We start from the raw sequence: 15,980 nt of genomic DNA, 5'->3' as shown, positions 1-15,980 counted from the left end.
CGGCGGCGCGTCCGTCGGGTGCGCGTCGCCCGGGTACGGCGTCGGAGTTCCGTTCGTCGGGGGTGCCCCGGCGAAGTCCGTGGCGGCGGAGGAGGCACCCGGCAGGGGCGTGCCGTCGGCGCGGCCGGCCCCGTCCGTGCGGAGCGCCTCCGGACGCGGCCGGTACGGGAGCGGCCCGCCCGGCGCGAGGGGATCCAGGTGGTCGGGGCCGCTGCCGGCCGCGCTCCCGGCGTCGCCGCCCGGACCGATGTCGCCGAGACCCCCTGGGCCGGTATCCCCGTGCGCGGTGCCGACTTCGCCGGGTGCGCCGTGCACGGCGGAGAAGCCGTCCGGGTGCAGCGGAGTCATCGGAGCCGGTTCTCCCGGGCTCCGCGTCCCGAGGTGCCGCTCCGGGAGGCCGCCGGGCAGGTGGCCGGTGCTGTGCCGTCGGGGCAGGTCCGGGCCGACGCCGTTCGGCGGCAGCAGATCCGCGCGCGGGAGATCCATGGGGCTCCGGACCGGCGTCTCCTCCAGCGGATCCAGGGGCGCGCGTCCGCCCGCCGCCCGGGCGTGGACCGCCTCCGCGCGTCCGATGCCGCGCTGGAAGGCGGCCATGAGTCCGGGGTCGTGCCCGACGACCTCGTCCGTGTCCTGCCGGGGGATGGGGCCCTCGCGCAGTTGCGGGACGAGATGTTCCTGGGCGCGCCGCCTGGGCAGGTGGGGCCTGTCCATGGTGCCCCGTACGGCGCCCGCACGGGGGGTCGGCGGCATCCCCGCGTTCTCCTCCGCGGCGGTCCGGTCCGCCGGCCTGATGCCGGGGACGGCCTCCGCCGGGTTGGGACGTCCGGGACGGGTGGAGCGGGTGGGGAGCGGTGCGGGAGCACCGTCCGGCACCGGCCCCCGCTCCGGTGCCCGCCCGCGGGGCGGGACCCGCGGGGATGTCTCTCCCTGCGTGAGTTCCCGCTGCGCCTGGCGCGGTACGGGCGCCACCTGGCGGCCCGCGGGCGCGACCGGCACCGGTCCCGACACCGGCTGCGCGGGCCGGGGGCCACCGGGCAGCGGCTGTCCCCCACCCGCGCCGTGCTGCCCCGTAGCGTCCCCGAGGACACCGGGTGCCGGGCCCAGCAGTTCCTGCGGGACGACGAGTACGGCCTGGACGCCTCCGTAGATGTTGCTCTGGAGCCGTACGTGGATGCCGTGCCGCCGGGCGAGCTGCGAGACGACGAACAGACCGATGCGCCCGTCCTGCAGCAGGCTGGCGACATTGACCTGGTCGGGGTCGGCGAGCAGGGTGTTCATCCTGTGCTGCTCACCCGGCTGCATGCCGAGCCCGCGGTCCTCGACCTCGATGGCCAGGCCCGAGGTGACGAGGTTGACGCGCAGCAGGACCTGGGTGTGCGGCGCGGAGAACACCGTGGCGTTCTCGACGAGTTCGGCGAGCAGGTGGATGACGTCGGCGACCGCGTGTCCGCGCACGGTGCCGTCGATCGGGGGCACGAGCTTGACCCGCGAGTACTGCTCCACCTCGGCGATCGCGGCGCGCAGCACCTCGGTCATGGGGACCGGGTTGCTCCACTGGCGGCGCGAGACGGCGCCGCCGAGCACGGCGAGGTTCTCGGCGTGGCGCCTGATGCGGGTGGCGAGGTGGTCGACGTGGAAGAGGCCCTTGAGGAGATCGGGGTCCTCGATCTCGTTCTCCAGCTCGTCGAGGATGGAGATCTCCCGGTGCACCAGGGACTGCAGGCGCCGGGCGAGATTGACGAAGACCTCGACCTTCTGTTCGCTGCCGGTGTGGCCGGTGAGCTGCGCGGCCTCGACGACGGCGGCGACGGCCCCGTCGTGGGCGCGGGACATGTCGGCGGCGAGCAGTTCGAAGTCGTCGGCGTCCACCGGCGGCTGCCTGCGGGACTTCCGGGCGGGCGGGGTCTCGCCGCGCCGCAGGCCCTCGACGACGGTGTGCAGATCGGCCTCGGTGCGGGCGCTGGCGCGACGCAGGGCGCCTATGCGCTCCCCCACGGACAGGGCGGCGCGGTCGGCGGCTACGGCGGCGATCAGGATGCCGGCCATGGCGACGGCCACGGCTCCGGCGAGGACGGCCCACAGGGCGGGGCCGGGCCGGGCGCCCGTGGAGCGGACGGTGAACAGGACGGCCGCGCACGCGCTGAGAGCCACCGCGGTGGGCGGCAGGACGGCGAGGCGCAGCAGTTGGGGCCGCAGGTGCGTCTCGGGGGGTGCGGGTGCGGCGCGGGCGACGGGTCGTCCGTGTCGCCCGCCCTCACGGCGGTCTGCGCGTGCGGCCGGTGCGCGAAGGTGAGACATCGGCGTCCTCGTACTGGATGCGTCGGGGCACAGGGCTCCCCGCGGGTCTGCGCGACTCGGGCATGCGGCATCGCGATGCCGGTCGACAGAGCCGAAGAATTCGGCCCTGTGTCGCCCGACGGCAACTGACAGTAGTCGTCAACGCATCAGCTGCGATGGGCTGTTGACAAAGTCTCCCGGTCAGCGTCCCGCTCTGGTATGAGGCCTCGTACGGCTGACCGATAACCCTTCCGGACGCTCGTTCGGACCGCTTTCGGATTCGATCGGGGCTGTTCAGAGCCGGTCGCAAGCGGTCGCAGGCAAAAGGCGAGGGCCGAGGAGCATCGTGCTCCTCGGCCCTCGCCGTCGACGGGATCGTCAGCCCGCGGGCACCGTTTCCGGGTCGCCCGTGCCCTCCGTCGGGCTGCCTGCGGTGTCACCCGGTGTGTCGGCCGCCGCCTGCTCGGCGACCGGCCAGCCGCCCTCGGGGGTCCGGGCGACGCCGCGCCACCACGGCTCGGAGGGGACGGCCCCGGCGGCGGGCTCGAAGGGCTCGCCGGGGCGCGGCAGCGCGACCGTCGCGCCGACCGCGCGGGCGGCGGCCACGGTGCCCTCGCCCGGGTCGGCCCAGGTGTGGTTCGCCAGGTTGAACGTGGCCCAGTGGATCGGCATCATCACGCCCGAGGGCTGGCCGCCCTGCAGGTCGAGGTGGGAGCGCATGCCCTCCTCGGGCGTCATGTGGATGTCCGGCCAGTACTCGCTGTACGCGCCGATCTGGATCATCGTGACGTCGAAGGGGCCGTGGGCCGCGCCGATGTCCTTGAAGCCCTGGAAGTACCCCGTGTCACCGCTGTGGTAGATCCGGTGGGCGTCGCCCTCGACGACCCAGGAGGCCCACAGGGTCTGCTGGATGTTGCGCAGACCGCGGCCGCAGAAGTGCCGGGCGGGGGTCGCCGTGAGGGTGATCCCGCCGACCTTGGCCGACTCGTTCCAGTCCAGCTCGCGCAGCCGGCCGGCGGAGACGCCCCAGCGCTCCAGGTGGGCGCCGACGCCGAGCGGGACGGCGAACACGGTGTCCGTGCCGGCCAGCGCCTTGATCGTGGGCATGTCGAGGTGGTCGTAGTGGTCGTGCGAGATCACCACGACGTCGACCGGGCCGAGCGCGGCCAGCGGCAGGGGCACGGGGTGCAGCCGCTTGGGTCCGGCGAAGGCGAAGGGGGAACAGCGCTCGCCCCAGACGGGGTCGAAGAGCACGCGGTGCCCGTCGATCTCGGCGAGGACGCTGGAATGCCCCATCCAGGTGATCCGCAGGCCGGTCGCGGCCGGCTTGGCCAGGTCGGCGAGCGTCGTCGGGTGCACGGGGACGGTTCCCGCCGGGGAGCGGTGGAGGCGCTCCTCCTTGCGGAAGTAGACCTTCGCGAACTCCAGCATCGAGCCGTCGGGGCGGGTCCGGGCGCTCTCCGGGTTCTGGAACACACCGTCCACGAAGTTCGGCGATCTGCGCATGCGCTCCATGCGCGCTCCGCCCGGATCCGCGCCGAAGGCGGCGGGCCGCAGCGAGCGGAGCCCGGAGCTCAGGGTACGGAAACCGGTCACGGGTACCTCCAGAAGGAGTCGGTCAGGCTTTCATTATGGTCGTCGCCTCTGACGGCGCCGCGTCGCCCCGGTCACGACGTGATGTCCGGCCGTCCGGGCCTGTGTCTCCTCAACCCCGGCACGGACCCGCTTCTTCCGCCCGGGAGCAACGTTCTCGCCGTCGCCCACGGGCATCGGGGACCGCCCGCGCGTCCCGAGCGCCCGGCCGCCGGGGTCCCGCGCGCGTTGACAGGACGGCCGACCGGTTTCGATACTGAACCATGATTCAGTACTGATCCGGGATCCCGTCCGAGATTCCGGCATGCCGTCCGAGATCTCGAGGGGGGAAGCCCCCGCTCAGCCGCGCAGCACCGTGACAGCCGTCCCCGAGGAGATCCCATGACCACCCCCCTCATGTCGCTCACCTGGACGGACCACGTGACCGGCCGCCAGGGCTTCCTCGTCGTCGACCGGCTCGTCCGCGGCGTGGCGAGCGGGGGCCTGCGGATGCGTCCGGGCTGCACGCTGGCAGAGGTCACCGGGCTCGCCCGGGGGATGACCATGAAGGAGGCGCTGCACTACGACCCGGCCGGCCGGTACGTCCCGCTGGGCGGCGCCAAGGGCGGCATCGACTGCGACCCGCAGGACCCGGGGGCGTACGACCTGCTGGTGCGCTACCTGCGGGCGATGCGTCCGTACATCGAGGCCTTCTGGACGACCGGCGAGGATCTCGGCCTCTCCCAGGACCTGGTCGACCGCGCCGCCGCGGAGGCCGGGCTCGTCTCGTCCATCCAGGCGGTCTACCCGCTCCTCGACGACGAGCGGGCGGCCCGGCGACGGCTCGCGGACGCCTTCGCCGTCGAGGTCGACGGCATCGGTCTCGACGAACTGGCCGGCGGCTGCGGCGTAGCCGAGTCGGTGCTCGCCGCGCTGGACCGGGCGGGGGTCCCGTACGCGGGGACACGGGTCGCCGTCCAGGGGCTCGGCACGATGGGCGGGGCCACGGCACGGTTCCTCACCCGCGCGGGCCTGAAGGTGGTGGCCGTCGCCGACGTCAAGGGGACCCTCGCGAACCCGGACGGCCTCGACGTCGAGGCGCTGCTCGCGGCACGGGACGCGTACGGGACCGTCGACCGCGCCGCGCTGCGCCCCGAGGACCGTGAACTGCCCGGCGACGCCTGGCTGTCCGCCGACGCGGAGGTGCTGGTGCCCGCGGCGGTCTCGTACGCGGTCGACGCGGTCAACCAGGCCGGGATCAGCGCACGTTGGGTGGCCGAGGCGGCCAACATGCCGGTCCTGGCGGACGCGGAGGAGCTGCTGGCCGCCCGCGGGGTCGTCGTCCTGCCGGACGTGGTGGTCAACTCCGGTACGAACGCCTGGTGGTGGTGGACCCTGTTCGGCGACATCGGCGCCGACCCGGACGAGGCGTTCGCCCACATCCGGCGCTCCATGCGCGCCCTGATCGACCAGACGCTCGCCCGCGCGGAGACCGACGGGACGACACCGCGTGCCGCCGCCCACGCCATCGTCACCGACCGGCTCCCGGTCATCGCGGAGCGGTTCGGCTGGTACGGATGACGCGAACTCGTGTCCGACCGCGGGCGACCGCGCTGTGTAGGGTTGCGGCGTGGCGAGAGTGCGGTTGAGCGTGGCGGAGCGGCGCGAGGAATTGCTGCGGGCCGCCGTCGAACAGATCGAGGCGCGGGGCGTGGCGGCGGTACGGATCGCCGACGTGGCCTCGTCCCTCGGGGTCAGCAACGCGCTCGTCCTGTATCACTTCTCCACCAAGGAGAAGCTGGTCGCGGCGGCCTTCACCTACGCGGCCGAGGACGATCTCGCCCATCTGCGCAAACTGCTCGGCCGCCGCACGACCGCGCTGCGACGCCTGCGGACCGCCGTCCGCTGGTACGCCCCCACCGGCCAGGCCAAGGGCTGGCGCCTGTGGATCGAGGGCTGGGCGGCCGCACTGCGCGAGCCGGCCCTGCTGGAGGTCACCCGCGACCTCGACCGCCAGTGGAAGGCCGCCCTCACCGGGGTGATCGCCGAGGGCGTCGCCGCGGGCGAGTTCCAGTGCCCCGACCCGGTCGGCGCGGCCCTGCGCCTCACCGCCCTCCTCGACGGCCTGGCCGTCCAGATGACCGCCTACGGCGGCGCCGTCTCCCGGGCCCGCACCCAGCAATGGGCGGACGAGGCCCTGGCCCGCGAACTCGGCCTGGACAGGGCCGCGTTGGCGGCGGGGCCGCGCCAGGGGCACGGACGCGAGGTCCAGGGACAAGTCGGCCCCGGGCCCGTGGGGCCCGGGGCGCGGTGACCGTGGGGCTCGCGGTCAGGCGACCGACTCGATGCGGGTCTTGATGTCGCCCGGGGAGAGCGCGCCCTTGGCGGCCACGTGGTCGCCGGAGGACTCGCCGCGCAGGCGTCGGCCGATCCACGGGACGAGGTACTCGCGGGCCCAGTGGATGTTGTCGCGTCGTACCTCGAAGGTGCCGCGCGGCGGCAGGGGCGGCCACGGCTGGTCCGGGTCGGCGGGCACCTCCAGGCCGAGCACCTGCCCGGCGCGCAGGGCCACCCGGGTGTGACCCTCGGGCGAGAGGTGGAGCCGGTCGCCGTCCCAGGCGCGGCGGTCCTGGATCGTCTTGAGGGACCACAGGTCGAGGACCGGACAGCCGTAGCGGTCCGCGATGGCCCGCACATGCCCGTTGTACGTGGCGATCTTGCCGCGCAGGTGCTTGAGCACGGGCACGCCACGGGTGTCGAAGCCGGTGGTGACCATGACCGTGCCGACCGCCGAGGTGAGGTCGGCGACGGCTCGCTCGAAGCGCTCCGCGACCTCGTCGGGATCGGTGCCGGGCCGGATGATGTCGTTGCCGCCCGCGGAGAAGGAGACCAGGTCCGGGCCGAGTTCCTTGGCGCGGACGAGCTGGGTCTCGACGATCTGGTCGAGCAGTCTCCCGCGCACCGCGAGGTTGGTGTAGTCGAAGTCGCCCTCGGGTCGCCGGTCCGCGAGCAGAACCGCGAAGCGGTCCGCCCACCCGACGAAGGCCCCGTCGGGCCCCAGGTCGCCGACGCCCTCGGTGAAGCTGTCCCCCACCGCCACGTACGACCCGATCACTGATCTGTCGTCACTCTTCGAATCGTCTGCCACGTCGGCCCATGATTCACCTTCGGATGTGAGCTACGCGACCGTAGGGAAGGGTTGACGGCCGGTGAGATAAGCCACTCGTCAAGTGTTGGTCAACCGCGGAATAACGCTCTGGTCAGGCCTGTTGAGGCAGCCGCCGCGAACGGAGTCACGGGCGGACACCGGGAGCCGCCGGAAGTCGCCGGGAGCCGCCGGGAGGCGCCGGGAAACACCGGAGACCGGACCCCGGGGATCGTGGGGTCCGGCCTTCGGAGGCGGTCCTGCCGTCAGGAGCAGGTCGGGCGGGGCGGCGTCAGCCGACGGCGACACCGTGCGAGCGCAGGTACGCGACCGGGTCGATGTCCGAGCCGTAGTCGGGCGTGGTGCGGATCTCGAAGTGCAGGTGCGGCCCGGTGACGTTGCCGGTCGCGCCGGAGAGGCCGATCTGCTGGCCCTCGGTCACGGTCTGGCCCGCCGAGACGGACAGGGACGACATGTGGGCGTACTGCGAGTACCGGCCGTCGGCGTGCTGGATGACGACCTGGTTGCCGTAGGCGCCGCCCCAGCCGGCGGAGACGACGGTGCCCGCGGCGATGGACTTGATGGTGGTGCCGGTCGGGACGACGAAGTCCGTGCCCGTGTGGTAGCCGCTGGACCACATGCTGCCCGCCACCTTGTAGTTGGTGCCGATGACGGCGCCGTCCACGGGGAGGGTGTAGCCCGAACTGTTGCCGACGGCGGCCGTCTTGGTGTCCGTGCTCGCCGTGCCGGCCTTCGCGGTCGCGGGCTTCGCGGTCGCGGGCTTCGCGGCCGAGGGCTTCGCGGCCGAGGGCTTCGCCGGGGCCGAGGCCTGCGGGGCGGCGGCCTTCGCGCCGAGGGACAGCTTGAGACCGGGGTGGATCAGCGACGGGTCGCTGCCGATGGCGGAGCGGTTGTCCGAGTAGATCTTCTTCCAGCCGCCGTTGACGTGCTGCTCGTCGGCGATCTTGGCGAGATAGTCGCCGGCCTTCACCGCGTACGTCTTCGACGTGCCGGCCTTCGCGGCGGCCGGGGCGACGGTCGCGGACTTCTGGGTGTGCTGCGCGACGGCGGCGGCCGGGGTCGCGGCGTGGGCGCCGGTGGCTCCCAGCAGCGGCAGCGCGAGTGCGGCGCCACCGGTTCCGGCCACGGCGATCGTGCGGGTGAAACGCAGGGACTTGGGACGGCGGTGCTTACCCTTCGCGGGCATGGCGATTTCCTCTCCGGCGCCTGCGAGGTGAGCTGTCGGGTGCGGGCTGGAGATGCCCGGCCGCGCGGCTGCGCGGCTGTACCCCTAGCCTGTTCCGGAGACCGGACCAGGCACGGAACCTGTGGGTCCCCCGCTCCTGCCGTGTACGGGTGAGTGTGCGGATTCCGGGCGGCGGCAGGATTGGGCGTCCGTCCGGATTGAGGCAGAACGTAAGCGAGATGCGAGCGCGCCGACAACTGTGTGCGGATTCTGTGCGCTCGCCTTTCTTGATCCATGCGGAATTCACCGTCACCCTCCGTGGAATGACGATCTTTCCGCGCTTTCAATTCGCCCGGAAACAAAGGCCGGTCACGAAAGGCCGACGGCAACACATCGTCACGAATATGACGCTGCTCACGCGACCCGGCGCACGTCGCTTCATTCCAGGGCCAGTTGGAATGAAGGCGCTATTTCGGACAGAACAGTCAGATGCGACGCAGACGGATAACCGTCGCATCGAGATCGCCGCTCAGTCCGGTGCTCAGGCCGTGATGCAGCAGCACCGCACCGCGGTGCACTTCGCCCGTTTCGACCCGTTCGTAGACACCCGCCGGGTCGAGCCCGCGCAGCCTGAGCGGGGGCGGCCGCACGCCGTGGTGCTGCGCCTGCAGCCAGGCGAGGACCACGCTCTCGCCTCCGAGCACGTACTGCACGGCGCTCAGCCCGCCCTCCGGGGGGCGCAGCCGGTAGAGGTCGCCCTGCTGCACGACCGGCCGGATCTCCTTGTAGAGCTCGACCCAGTCCCGCGCCTCGGCCAGTTCCTCGTCGCTCCACCGGCTGAGGTCGCCGCCGACCCCGAGGACGCCGGCCATGGAGCTCACGAAGCGGAAGCGCAACGAGCTGACCCGGCCGTTGAGCAGCTTGTTCGGACTGTCCGTGACCCAGGCGGCCATGATCCGGGCCGGGTGGATCTGGCTGAAGCCGTGCTGGATGGCGAGCCGGTCGAGCGGGTCCGTGTTGTCGGAGGTCCACACCTGGTCGGTACGGGCCATGACGCCGAGGTCGATCCGGCCGCCGCCGCCGGAGCACGACTCGAAGGCGACGCCGGGGTGCGCCGCGCGCAGCCGGTCGAGGAGGGCGTAGAAGGCCTCGACGTGGGCCACCCAGAGCTTTTGCGGATAGCGCTCGCCCGGCCAGCCCGCGTCCGTGAAGGAGCGGTTGAAGTCCCATTTCACGTAGTCGATCGGAGCGCCGGAGAGCAGGGCGTCGAGCCGCTCCCAGAGGTACTCCTGGACGTCCGGCCGGGCGAGGTTCAGTATGAGTTGATTGCGGAATTCCGTCCTGGTCCGTCCCACTTGGTGCTGTACCCAGTCGGGATGCGCGCGGTAGAGGTCGCTGTCGGGGTTGACCATCTCGGGCTCGACCCAGATGCCGAACTGCATGCCGAGGGCGTGCACGTCGTCGGCGAGCGGCTTGAGCCCGGCCGGGAAGCGGTCGGGGTTGGGTGTCCAGTCGCCGAGCCCCGCGTGGTCGTGGGTGCGGGCCCCGAACCAGCCGTCGTCGACCACGAACAGCTCGACGCCCATCGCGGCCGCGCGGCGCGCCAGGACCCGCTGCTGCTCCTCCGAGATGTCGAAGGTGGTGGCCTCCCAGGAGTTGAACAGCACCGGCCGGTCCCGCTCCGCGTCCGGGACGACGTACGTCCGCTGGTACGCGTGCCAGGCCCGGCTCGCGCCGCCGAACCCGGCGTCGCTCCACAGCCCGGCGAAGACCGGCGTCGTGAAGGTCTCCCCCGGTCCGAGGAGCAGCACGCCCGAGTCGTCGTGTCCCGCGCCGCCGGTGATCTGCACGCGCGCGTCGGGCAGTTGGGCGACCGCGATCCGCCAGGAGCCGGACCAGCCGAGCGCGCATCCGTACACCTCACCGTTCTCCTCGGTGGCCCCGTCGTCGAGGGCGACCCAGGGCAGGTGCTGGTGTCCGGTGTGGCCGCGGCGGCTGCCGATGACCTGCTCGCCGTAGGTGAGCGGTGAACGCGCCAGCCGGGACTCGGCGGCCCACCGGCCGTGCAGGTGGGACAGCCGCCAGCCGTCCCGCTCGGGAAGGGTCCAGGTCGCGGAGTCCGCGCGCAGCAGTTCCAGGTCCTCGCCTCCGACGTTGGCGAGCGTGACACGGCGTTCGACGACGTCGCCGCGCAGCCGGTAGTGCAGGGTGATGCCGAGCCCCGCGTCGGAGAAGCGCAGCCTCAGCTCGTCCCCCTCGGTCGCGGCGTCCTCGAAGCGCCACTCGGTGCCGCGCCGCTCGTCGGTCCGTACGGAGAGGGCGGGGCGGACGAAGCGGGGGCCGCCCTCGACGGGGTACTCCTCGCGTCCGTCGAGCGGGGAGTCGAAGGGCCGGTAGGGCGGCGCCGGCCGGGCGGCGAGGGCCTCGGCGTCGGCGAGCGTGATCCGCGGGCCCCAGTGCAGGTGGAGCAGCTCGTCGCGTTCCGTGAGGTGGAGCGCGTAGCCGCTGCTCGTTCCGGTGAGGAGCCAGGTCCGGCCGTCCGCGCCGATCTCGATCATCAATCCCCCACAGATGCGAACACGTGCGATCAGGGATCAACATCATCAGGGCAGTGACGGTCGCGAGGCAACGCCTGTGGACAAGTCATTGCCTCAGGAACCCATGTCGTATCGTCGAATGCGCGACCGATGAACAGCAGCTGACGGGCGCCGGCCGGGCCCTGTCCGGCGGGCCCGCGGCCGAAGACGAGGAGCCCCCGTGACGCAGCAGGTCCCGTCGACCGAGCCCGAGCTCGGCGGAGTTCGCAACTTCCGCGACGTGGGCGGCCTGCCCACCACGGACGGCAGGCGTGTGCGCCCGGGACAGCTGTTCCGCAGCGGCCACCTCGCGCACGCCACCGAGGAGGACGCCGCGTTCCTCTCCTCCCTGGGCCTGCACACGATCTTCGACTTCCGCAACGCGGCGGACCAGAAGCTGGAGGGCCCGGACGTCGAGCTGCCGGGCGTGCTGAACGTGAACCTGCCGCTGTCCGACCCGGCGGACGGCAGCGAGTTCTGGAAGATGGTCCGTGACGGCGACCTGGACCAGCTGCGTGCCCTTCTCGGCGACGGCAAGGCGGCGGACCGCATGATCGGCTCGTACCGCACGATCATCACGGAGCGCACGGCGGAGCACTCCCGGGTGCTGCGCTCGCTGGCGGAGGACGGCGTTCCCGCGCTGATGCACTGCGCGGCGGGCAAGGACCGGGCGGGACTGTCCATCGCCGTCACCCTGCTCGCACTCGGCGTCGAGCGGGACGCGATCGTCGCCGACTACCTGGAGTCGAACGCGACGCACCGGCGCTACAAGGTGCGCCGCACCAGCTCCGCCGCCTCCGCCTACTCCACCGAGGTCATGGAGCTGCTCAGCCCGCTCTTCGACGCCCGCGCGGAGTACCTGACGGCGGCGTTCGAGACGATCGAGGAGACCTGGGGCGGGGTCGACGCCTACCTGGAGAAGGGGCTGGGACTGACCCCGGAGCTGCGCGACCGCCTGCGCGAGCGCTTGTTGGACTGAGCCACGCGCCCGCGCCGCCGGGCGCCGGCTACTGGTTCTGCGCGCCCAGCGTGAAGAGCAGGTAGACGAAGGCCGCGAAGAGATGGCCGACGGCCACGTAGATGATCAGCCGGACCCACAGGGCGCGCGGGAACTTCTCCTCCATGGACGGCTTGCGCGGTTCGGTGGGCTCGGTCATGGCGTCTCTCCCGGGGTCGGGTGGCCCGTCGCCGGGCCGAGGCACAGCGCGGCGGTCGGGCTCTGCAGCAGGGTGTGGACGAAGAGGAGCTCGGCTCCGGCGCGCCCGGCGGCGGCGATGCGGTGCGGGGTCAGCGAGTCGAAGTGAGCGCTGTCCCCGGGTTCGAGGACGTGGGCGGTGTCCCCGAGGCGCAGTCGCAGCCGCCCTTCCAGGACGTACAGCCACTCCTCGCCCGGGTGGACCCGCACGATGTCGCCCTGCGAGCCGTGGGGGACGTGCACGCGCAGCGCCTGCATACCGCGTCCGGAGGAGCCGGCCTGCCGGTAGATCCAGCCGCCGGCGGGGGTCGGCTCCATGTCGGCGGCGCGCACGACGGCGTCGCGGTCGGCGACCGTCTCGCCGAGCAGCTCGGAGACCGTCGTACCGTAGACACGGGCCACGGCGAGCAGCATCGGCAGCGAGGGCTGGCGCTGACCGGTCTCCAGCCGGGAAAGGTGCGCCGGGGAGAGTCCGGCGGCGCGGGCGGCGGCCTCCAGCGTGAGGGAGGCGCGGCGGCGCAGTGCGCGGAGCTGGGGCGCCACGGCGTGCAGCTCGACGGAGGGCTCGTCGGACGGTTCGTCGGCCGTCCCCGGATCGGCAGGGCTCATGGGTCCATTGAGCCCGAGGATTGCCTCTGGGGCAATTTTCTTGCCCCAGAGGCAAAAAGGCTCAGCGGTTCGCGACCGCCTGCTTCACCAGGGTCTTCCCGAAGTCCCACATCAGCCCGCCGCCGCTGTGCGCGTCGTCCATCACCGCGGTGAAGGCCTCCACGAACCGGTCGACGTCCGCCTCGTCGACGACGAGCGGCGGGATCAGCTTGATCACCTCGAGGTGGTCGCCGGAGACCTGGGTGAGGATGCGGTGCCGCTGGAGCAGCGGGACGACCACCATCTGCGCGAACAGGCCCTTGCGCGCGGCCTGGAGCATGGTCCAGCGGCTGCGCAGCTTGATCGACTTGGGCCGCCCGAACTCGATGCCGATCATCAGACCCCGGCCGCGTACGTCGCTGAGCAGCTCGTACCGGTCGATCAGCGCCGTCAGCCGGGTCTTGAGCAGTTCGCCGGTGGCGCGGACGCCCGCGACGATCTGCTCGTTCTCCATGACGGAGAGCACCGCGAGCCCCGCCGCCATGGCCTGCGCGTTGGAGCCGAAACTCGCCGAGTGGACGAGGACCCGGTCCATCGAGGAGTAGACCTTCTTGAAGATCCAGTCCTTGCCGAGGGTCGCGCCGACCGGCACGTAGCCGCCCGAGAGCGCCTTGGCCACGCACACCAGATCCGGTTCGACGCCCTCCTCGTGCTGGTAGGCGTAGAAGTCCCCGGTCCGCCCGAGGCCGGTCTGCACCTCGTCGGCGATGAGCAGCGCCTTGTGCCGGTGCAGCAGCTCCTGGGCGGCGCGCAGATAGCCGGGCGGCGCCTCGTGGACGCCCTTGCCCTGGATCGGCTCCACGATCAGCGCGGCGACATCGCCCTTCTTCAACTCCCGCGCCAGGGCGTCGAGATCACCCAGCGGGACGGCGGTGTCGGGCAGCAGCGGCGCGAAACCGTCGCGGAAGCCGTCCTCGCCGTTCACGGACAGGGAGCCGGTGGTCAGACCGTGGAATGCGTGGGAGCAGTACAGGATCCGGGGCCTGCCGGTGGCGAACCGGGCGAACTTCAGCGCGGTCTCGACCGCCTCGGTGCCGCTGTTGCCGAAGAACACCCGGTCCAGGTGCGGGCTGTGGGTGAGCAGGCGTTCCGCGAGCAGGCCCGGCAGCGGCTGGCAGTCGAAGCGGGTGAGGTCGGCGAGCGAGGCGTCGAGGACGTCGTGCAGCGCCTGCCGGACGACGGGGTGGTGACGGCCGAGGCCCATCACGCCGAACCCGGCGAGCATGTCCAGGTAGTCGTTGCCGTCCGCGTCCCAGAAGTGGGCGCCCTCGGCCCGCTCGTAGACCTTGTCGAAGCCGATGGTGTGCAGCATGCGCGGGAGCTGGTGGTTCAGGTACTTCGTGTGCAGCTCGTAGCGCTCGGCTCCGCGCTCGGCGAGGAGCGCGCCGAGGTCGAACTCCCCCTTCTCCGCTGGGTCGGTCATTCCTTCTTCTCCTTGGACGACTCGTTCCGGGCCGGCGCGTCGGCGGCCTTCGACATCTCGTACGCGGCCCGGGCCCGCTCGTCCCTGACGGCCAGGCCGGCGCTGATCCTCCCGGCGATCTCCACCGGGGTGAGCCCGATGTCGGCCAGCACCTCGGACCGCTTGGCGTGCGCGAGGAACTGGTCCGGAATGCCGAACCGCCGCACGGGAACGTCGACCTCGGCGTCTCCGAGGGCCAGCGCGACGGCCGCGCCGACGCCGGACGCCCTGCTGTTGTCCTCGACGACGGCGACCAGACCGTGCTCGGCGGCGAGCCCGGGAAGGGCCGGGTCGACGGGTTTGACCCAGCGCGGGTCGACGACGGTGCAACCGATGCCACGGGCGTCGAGCAGCTCCGCGGTCTGCAGGCAGACCGGCGCCATCACCCCCACGGCGACGAGCAGCACCTCGGGGCGTTCGCTGCGGTGCAGCACGTCGAGGCCGCCCACGTGGTCCACGGCGGGGACGGCCGGTCCGACCGACTCCTTCGGGAAGCGGACCAGGGTGGGCGCGTCGTCGACGGCGACGGCCTCCCGCAGCTGGGCCCGCAGTTGGTCGGCGTCGCGCGGCGCGGCGATCCGCAGGCCGGGCACGACCTGGAGGATCGACATGTCCCACATGCCGTTGTGCGAGGCGCCGTCGACGCCGGTGACACCGGCCCGGTCGAGGACGAAGGTCACGCCGCAGCGGTGCAGGGCGACGTCCATGAGGAGCTGGTCGAACGCCCGGTTGAGGAAGGTCGCGTACACGGCGACGACGGGGTGGAGGCCGCCGGTCGCGAGGCCGGCCGCGGAGACGGTGGCGTGCTGCTCGGCGATGCCGACGTCCCAGACCCGGTCGGGGAACCTCTCGGCGAACTTCCCGAGCCCGACCGGATGCAGCATGGCCGCGGTGATCGCCACCACGTCCGCGCGCTCCTCGCCGATCCTCGCGATCTCCTCGCCGAACACCGACGTCCAGGAGGGGCCGCTGGACGGAGCGAGGGGCTCGCAGGTGAGCGGGTCCATCACCCCGACGGTGTGGAAGTGGTCCTCCTCGTGGGCGAGCGCGGGCTCGTAGCCGCGGCCCTTCTCCGTCAGGCAGTGGATCAGGACGGGCCCGTGGAAGCGTTTCGCCCGGCGCAGCGCGGACTCCACGGCGCCGAGGTCGTGGCCGTCGATCGGGCCCACGTACTTGAGCCCGAGGTCCTCGAACATGCCCTGCGGCGCGAAGGCGTCCTTGAAGCCCTTCTTCGCGCCGTGCAGTGACTCGTAGACGGTGTTGCCGATCAGGGGCGTGCGCAGCAGCACCTTCTTGCCCCAGGCGAGGACCTGCTCGTAGCTGTCGGTCGTCCGCAGGGTCGCGAGGTGGTTCGCGAGACCGCCGATGGTCGGAGCGTACGAGCGTTCGTTGTCGTTGACGACGATGATCAGGGGCCGGTCCTTGGCGGCGGCGATGTTGTTCAGCGCCTCCCAGGCCATGCCGCCGGTCAGGGCGCCGTCGCCGATCACCGCGACGACATGCCCCTTCTCCCCCTGCACCTGGCGGGCCTTGGCGAGCCCGTCGGCCCAGCCGAGCGCCGTGGAGGCGTGGCTGTTCTCGATGACGTCGTGTTCGGACTCCTCGCGCGAGGGGTAGCCGGAGAGGCCGCCCTTGCCGCGCAGTTTCGAGAAGTCCTGACGGCCGGTCAGCAGCTTGTGCACATAGCTCTGGTGACCGGTGTCCCACAGGATGCGGTCGACGGGCGACTCGAAGACCCGGTGGAGGGCGATGGACAGCTCCACCACTCCCAGGTTGGGTCCGAGATGTCCGCCGGTCCTGGCGACCGCGTGCACCAGGAACTCCCTGATCTCCTCGGCCAGTTCACCGAGTTCCGTCTCGGACAGCGCCTTCAGGTCGCGTGGTCCCCGGATGTTCTCCAGCATCGTCACGTCGGGCCC

The 15,980-nt window shown here is 72.3% G+C and carries 11 protein-coding genes, 1 pseudogene and 1 riboswitch; of the genes and pseudogenes, 3 read left to right on the top strand and 9 right to left on the bottom strand.

Annotated features, from left to right (window positions below; genetic code table 11):
• Nucleotides 1-555: 555 nt before the first annotated feature.
• Nucleotides 556-2,298 (bottom strand): annotated as a pseudogene (locus B0675_RS21525) (ATP-binding protein); the annotation flags it as partial.
• Between the two features lie 357 nt (nucleotides 2,299-2,655).
• Entirely contained in the window at nucleotides 2,656-3,873 is a 1,218-nt protein-coding gene (locus B0675_RS21520; RefSeq protein ID WP_081220441.1) for an MBL fold metallo-hydrolase, read from the bottom strand.
• A 378-nt stretch (nucleotides 3,874-4,251) separates the two neighbouring features.
• Here B0675_RS21520 and B0675_RS21515 point away from each other — a divergent pair, with 378 nt between their 5' ends.
• Complete coding sequence (locus tag B0675_RS21515; protein WP_081220440.1) at nucleotides 4,252-5,430, top strand: Glu/Leu/Phe/Val dehydrogenase dimerization domain-containing protein; 1,179 nt, start codon at nucleotides 4,252-4,254, stop codon at nucleotides 5,428-5,430.
• A gap of 49 nt (nucleotides 5,431-5,479) precedes the next feature.
• Nucleotides 5,480-6,163 (top strand): TetR family transcriptional regulator C-terminal domain-containing protein, encoded by a 684-nt coding sequence (locus tag B0675_RS21510; protein ID WP_241539832.1) that lies wholly within the window; start codon nucleotides 5,480-5,482, stop codon nucleotides 6,161-6,163.
• Between the two features lie 15 nt (nucleotides 6,164-6,178).
• Here the strand turns inward: B0675_RS21510 and B0675_RS21505 are convergent, their stop codons facing one another.
• From B0675_RS21505 to B0675_RS21495, 3 genes are all read right to left on the bottom strand, one after another.
• A complete protein-coding gene (locus B0675_RS21505; protein WP_081220438.1) occupies nucleotides 6,179-6,964 on the bottom strand; it encodes an SGNH/GDSL hydrolase family protein in 786 nt (261 codons plus the stop codon).
• A 322-nt stretch (nucleotides 6,965-7,286) separates the two neighbouring features.
• Nucleotides 7,287-8,201, bottom strand: a complete 915-nt coding sequence (locus tag B0675_RS21500; protein ID WP_081220437.1) for a LysM peptidoglycan-binding domain-containing M23 family metallopeptidase — start codon at nucleotides 8,199-8,201, stop codon at nucleotides 7,287-7,289.
• A 4-nt stretch (nucleotides 8,202-8,205) separates the two neighbouring features.
• Nucleotides 8,206-8,363: riboswitch (cyclic di-AMP (ydaO/yuaA leader) on the bottom strand.
• A gap of 302 nt (nucleotides 8,364-8,665) precedes the next feature.
• Nucleotides 8,666-10,738, bottom strand: coding sequence for an alpha-galactosidase (locus B0675_RS21495; protein ID WP_081220436.1), 2,073 nt, complete (start codon nucleotides 10,736-10,738; stop codon nucleotides 8,666-8,668).
• Nucleotides 10,739-10,937: 199 nt separating this feature from the next.
• On the opposite strand from B0675_RS21495, the gene B0675_RS21490 reads away from it, so the two are divergent.
• Nucleotides 10,938-11,735 carry a tyrosine-protein phosphatase gene (locus B0675_RS21490; protein WP_081220435.1) on the top strand — a complete coding sequence of 266 codons (798 nt, stop codon included), beginning with the start codon at nucleotides 10,938-10,940 and terminating at the stop codon, nucleotides 11,733-11,735.
• A gap of 28 nt (nucleotides 11,736-11,763) precedes the next feature.
• Here the strand turns inward: B0675_RS21490 and B0675_RS21485 are convergent, their stop codons facing one another.
• From B0675_RS21485 to dxs, 4 genes are all read right to left on the bottom strand, one after another.
• Nucleotides 11,764-11,913 (bottom strand): DUF6126 family protein, encoded by a 150-nt coding sequence (locus B0675_RS21485; protein WP_239155109.1) that lies wholly within the window; start codon nucleotides 11,911-11,913, stop codon nucleotides 11,764-11,766.
• A complete protein-coding gene (locus tag B0675_RS21480; protein WP_081220434.1) occupies nucleotides 11,910-12,560 on the bottom strand; it encodes an XRE family transcriptional regulator in 651 nt (216 codons plus the stop codon). The genes B0675_RS21485 and B0675_RS21480 overlap by 4 nt, the downstream gene beginning before the upstream one ends.
• A gap of 61 nt (nucleotides 12,561-12,621) precedes the next feature.
• Nucleotides 12,622-14,022 carry an aspartate aminotransferase family protein gene (locus B0675_RS21475; protein WP_081220433.1) on the bottom strand — a complete coding sequence of 467 codons (1,401 nt, stop codon included), beginning with the start codon at nucleotides 14,020-14,022 and terminating at the stop codon, nucleotides 12,622-12,624.
• The gene (gene dxs / locus B0675_RS21470) at nucleotides 14,019-15,971 is read right to left on the bottom strand and encodes a 1-deoxy-D-xylulose-5-phosphate synthase (RefSeq protein ID WP_081220432.1); all 1,953 of its coding nucleotides are present in this window, start codon (nucleotides 15,969-15,971) and stop codon (nucleotides 14,019-14,021) included. Before dxs ends, B0675_RS21475 begins: the two co-directional genes overlap by 4 nt.
• Nucleotides 15,972-15,980 lie beyond the last annotated feature (9 nt).

Source organism: Streptomyces sp. M41(2017) (genome assembly GCF_002078175.1).
Taxonomy (GTDB): Bacteria; Actinomycetota; Actinomycetes; order Streptomycetales; family Streptomycetaceae; genus Streptomyces.
Note: the sequence above shows the minus strand (reverse complement) of the source record. Positions and strands in the feature narration are given on the sequence as shown.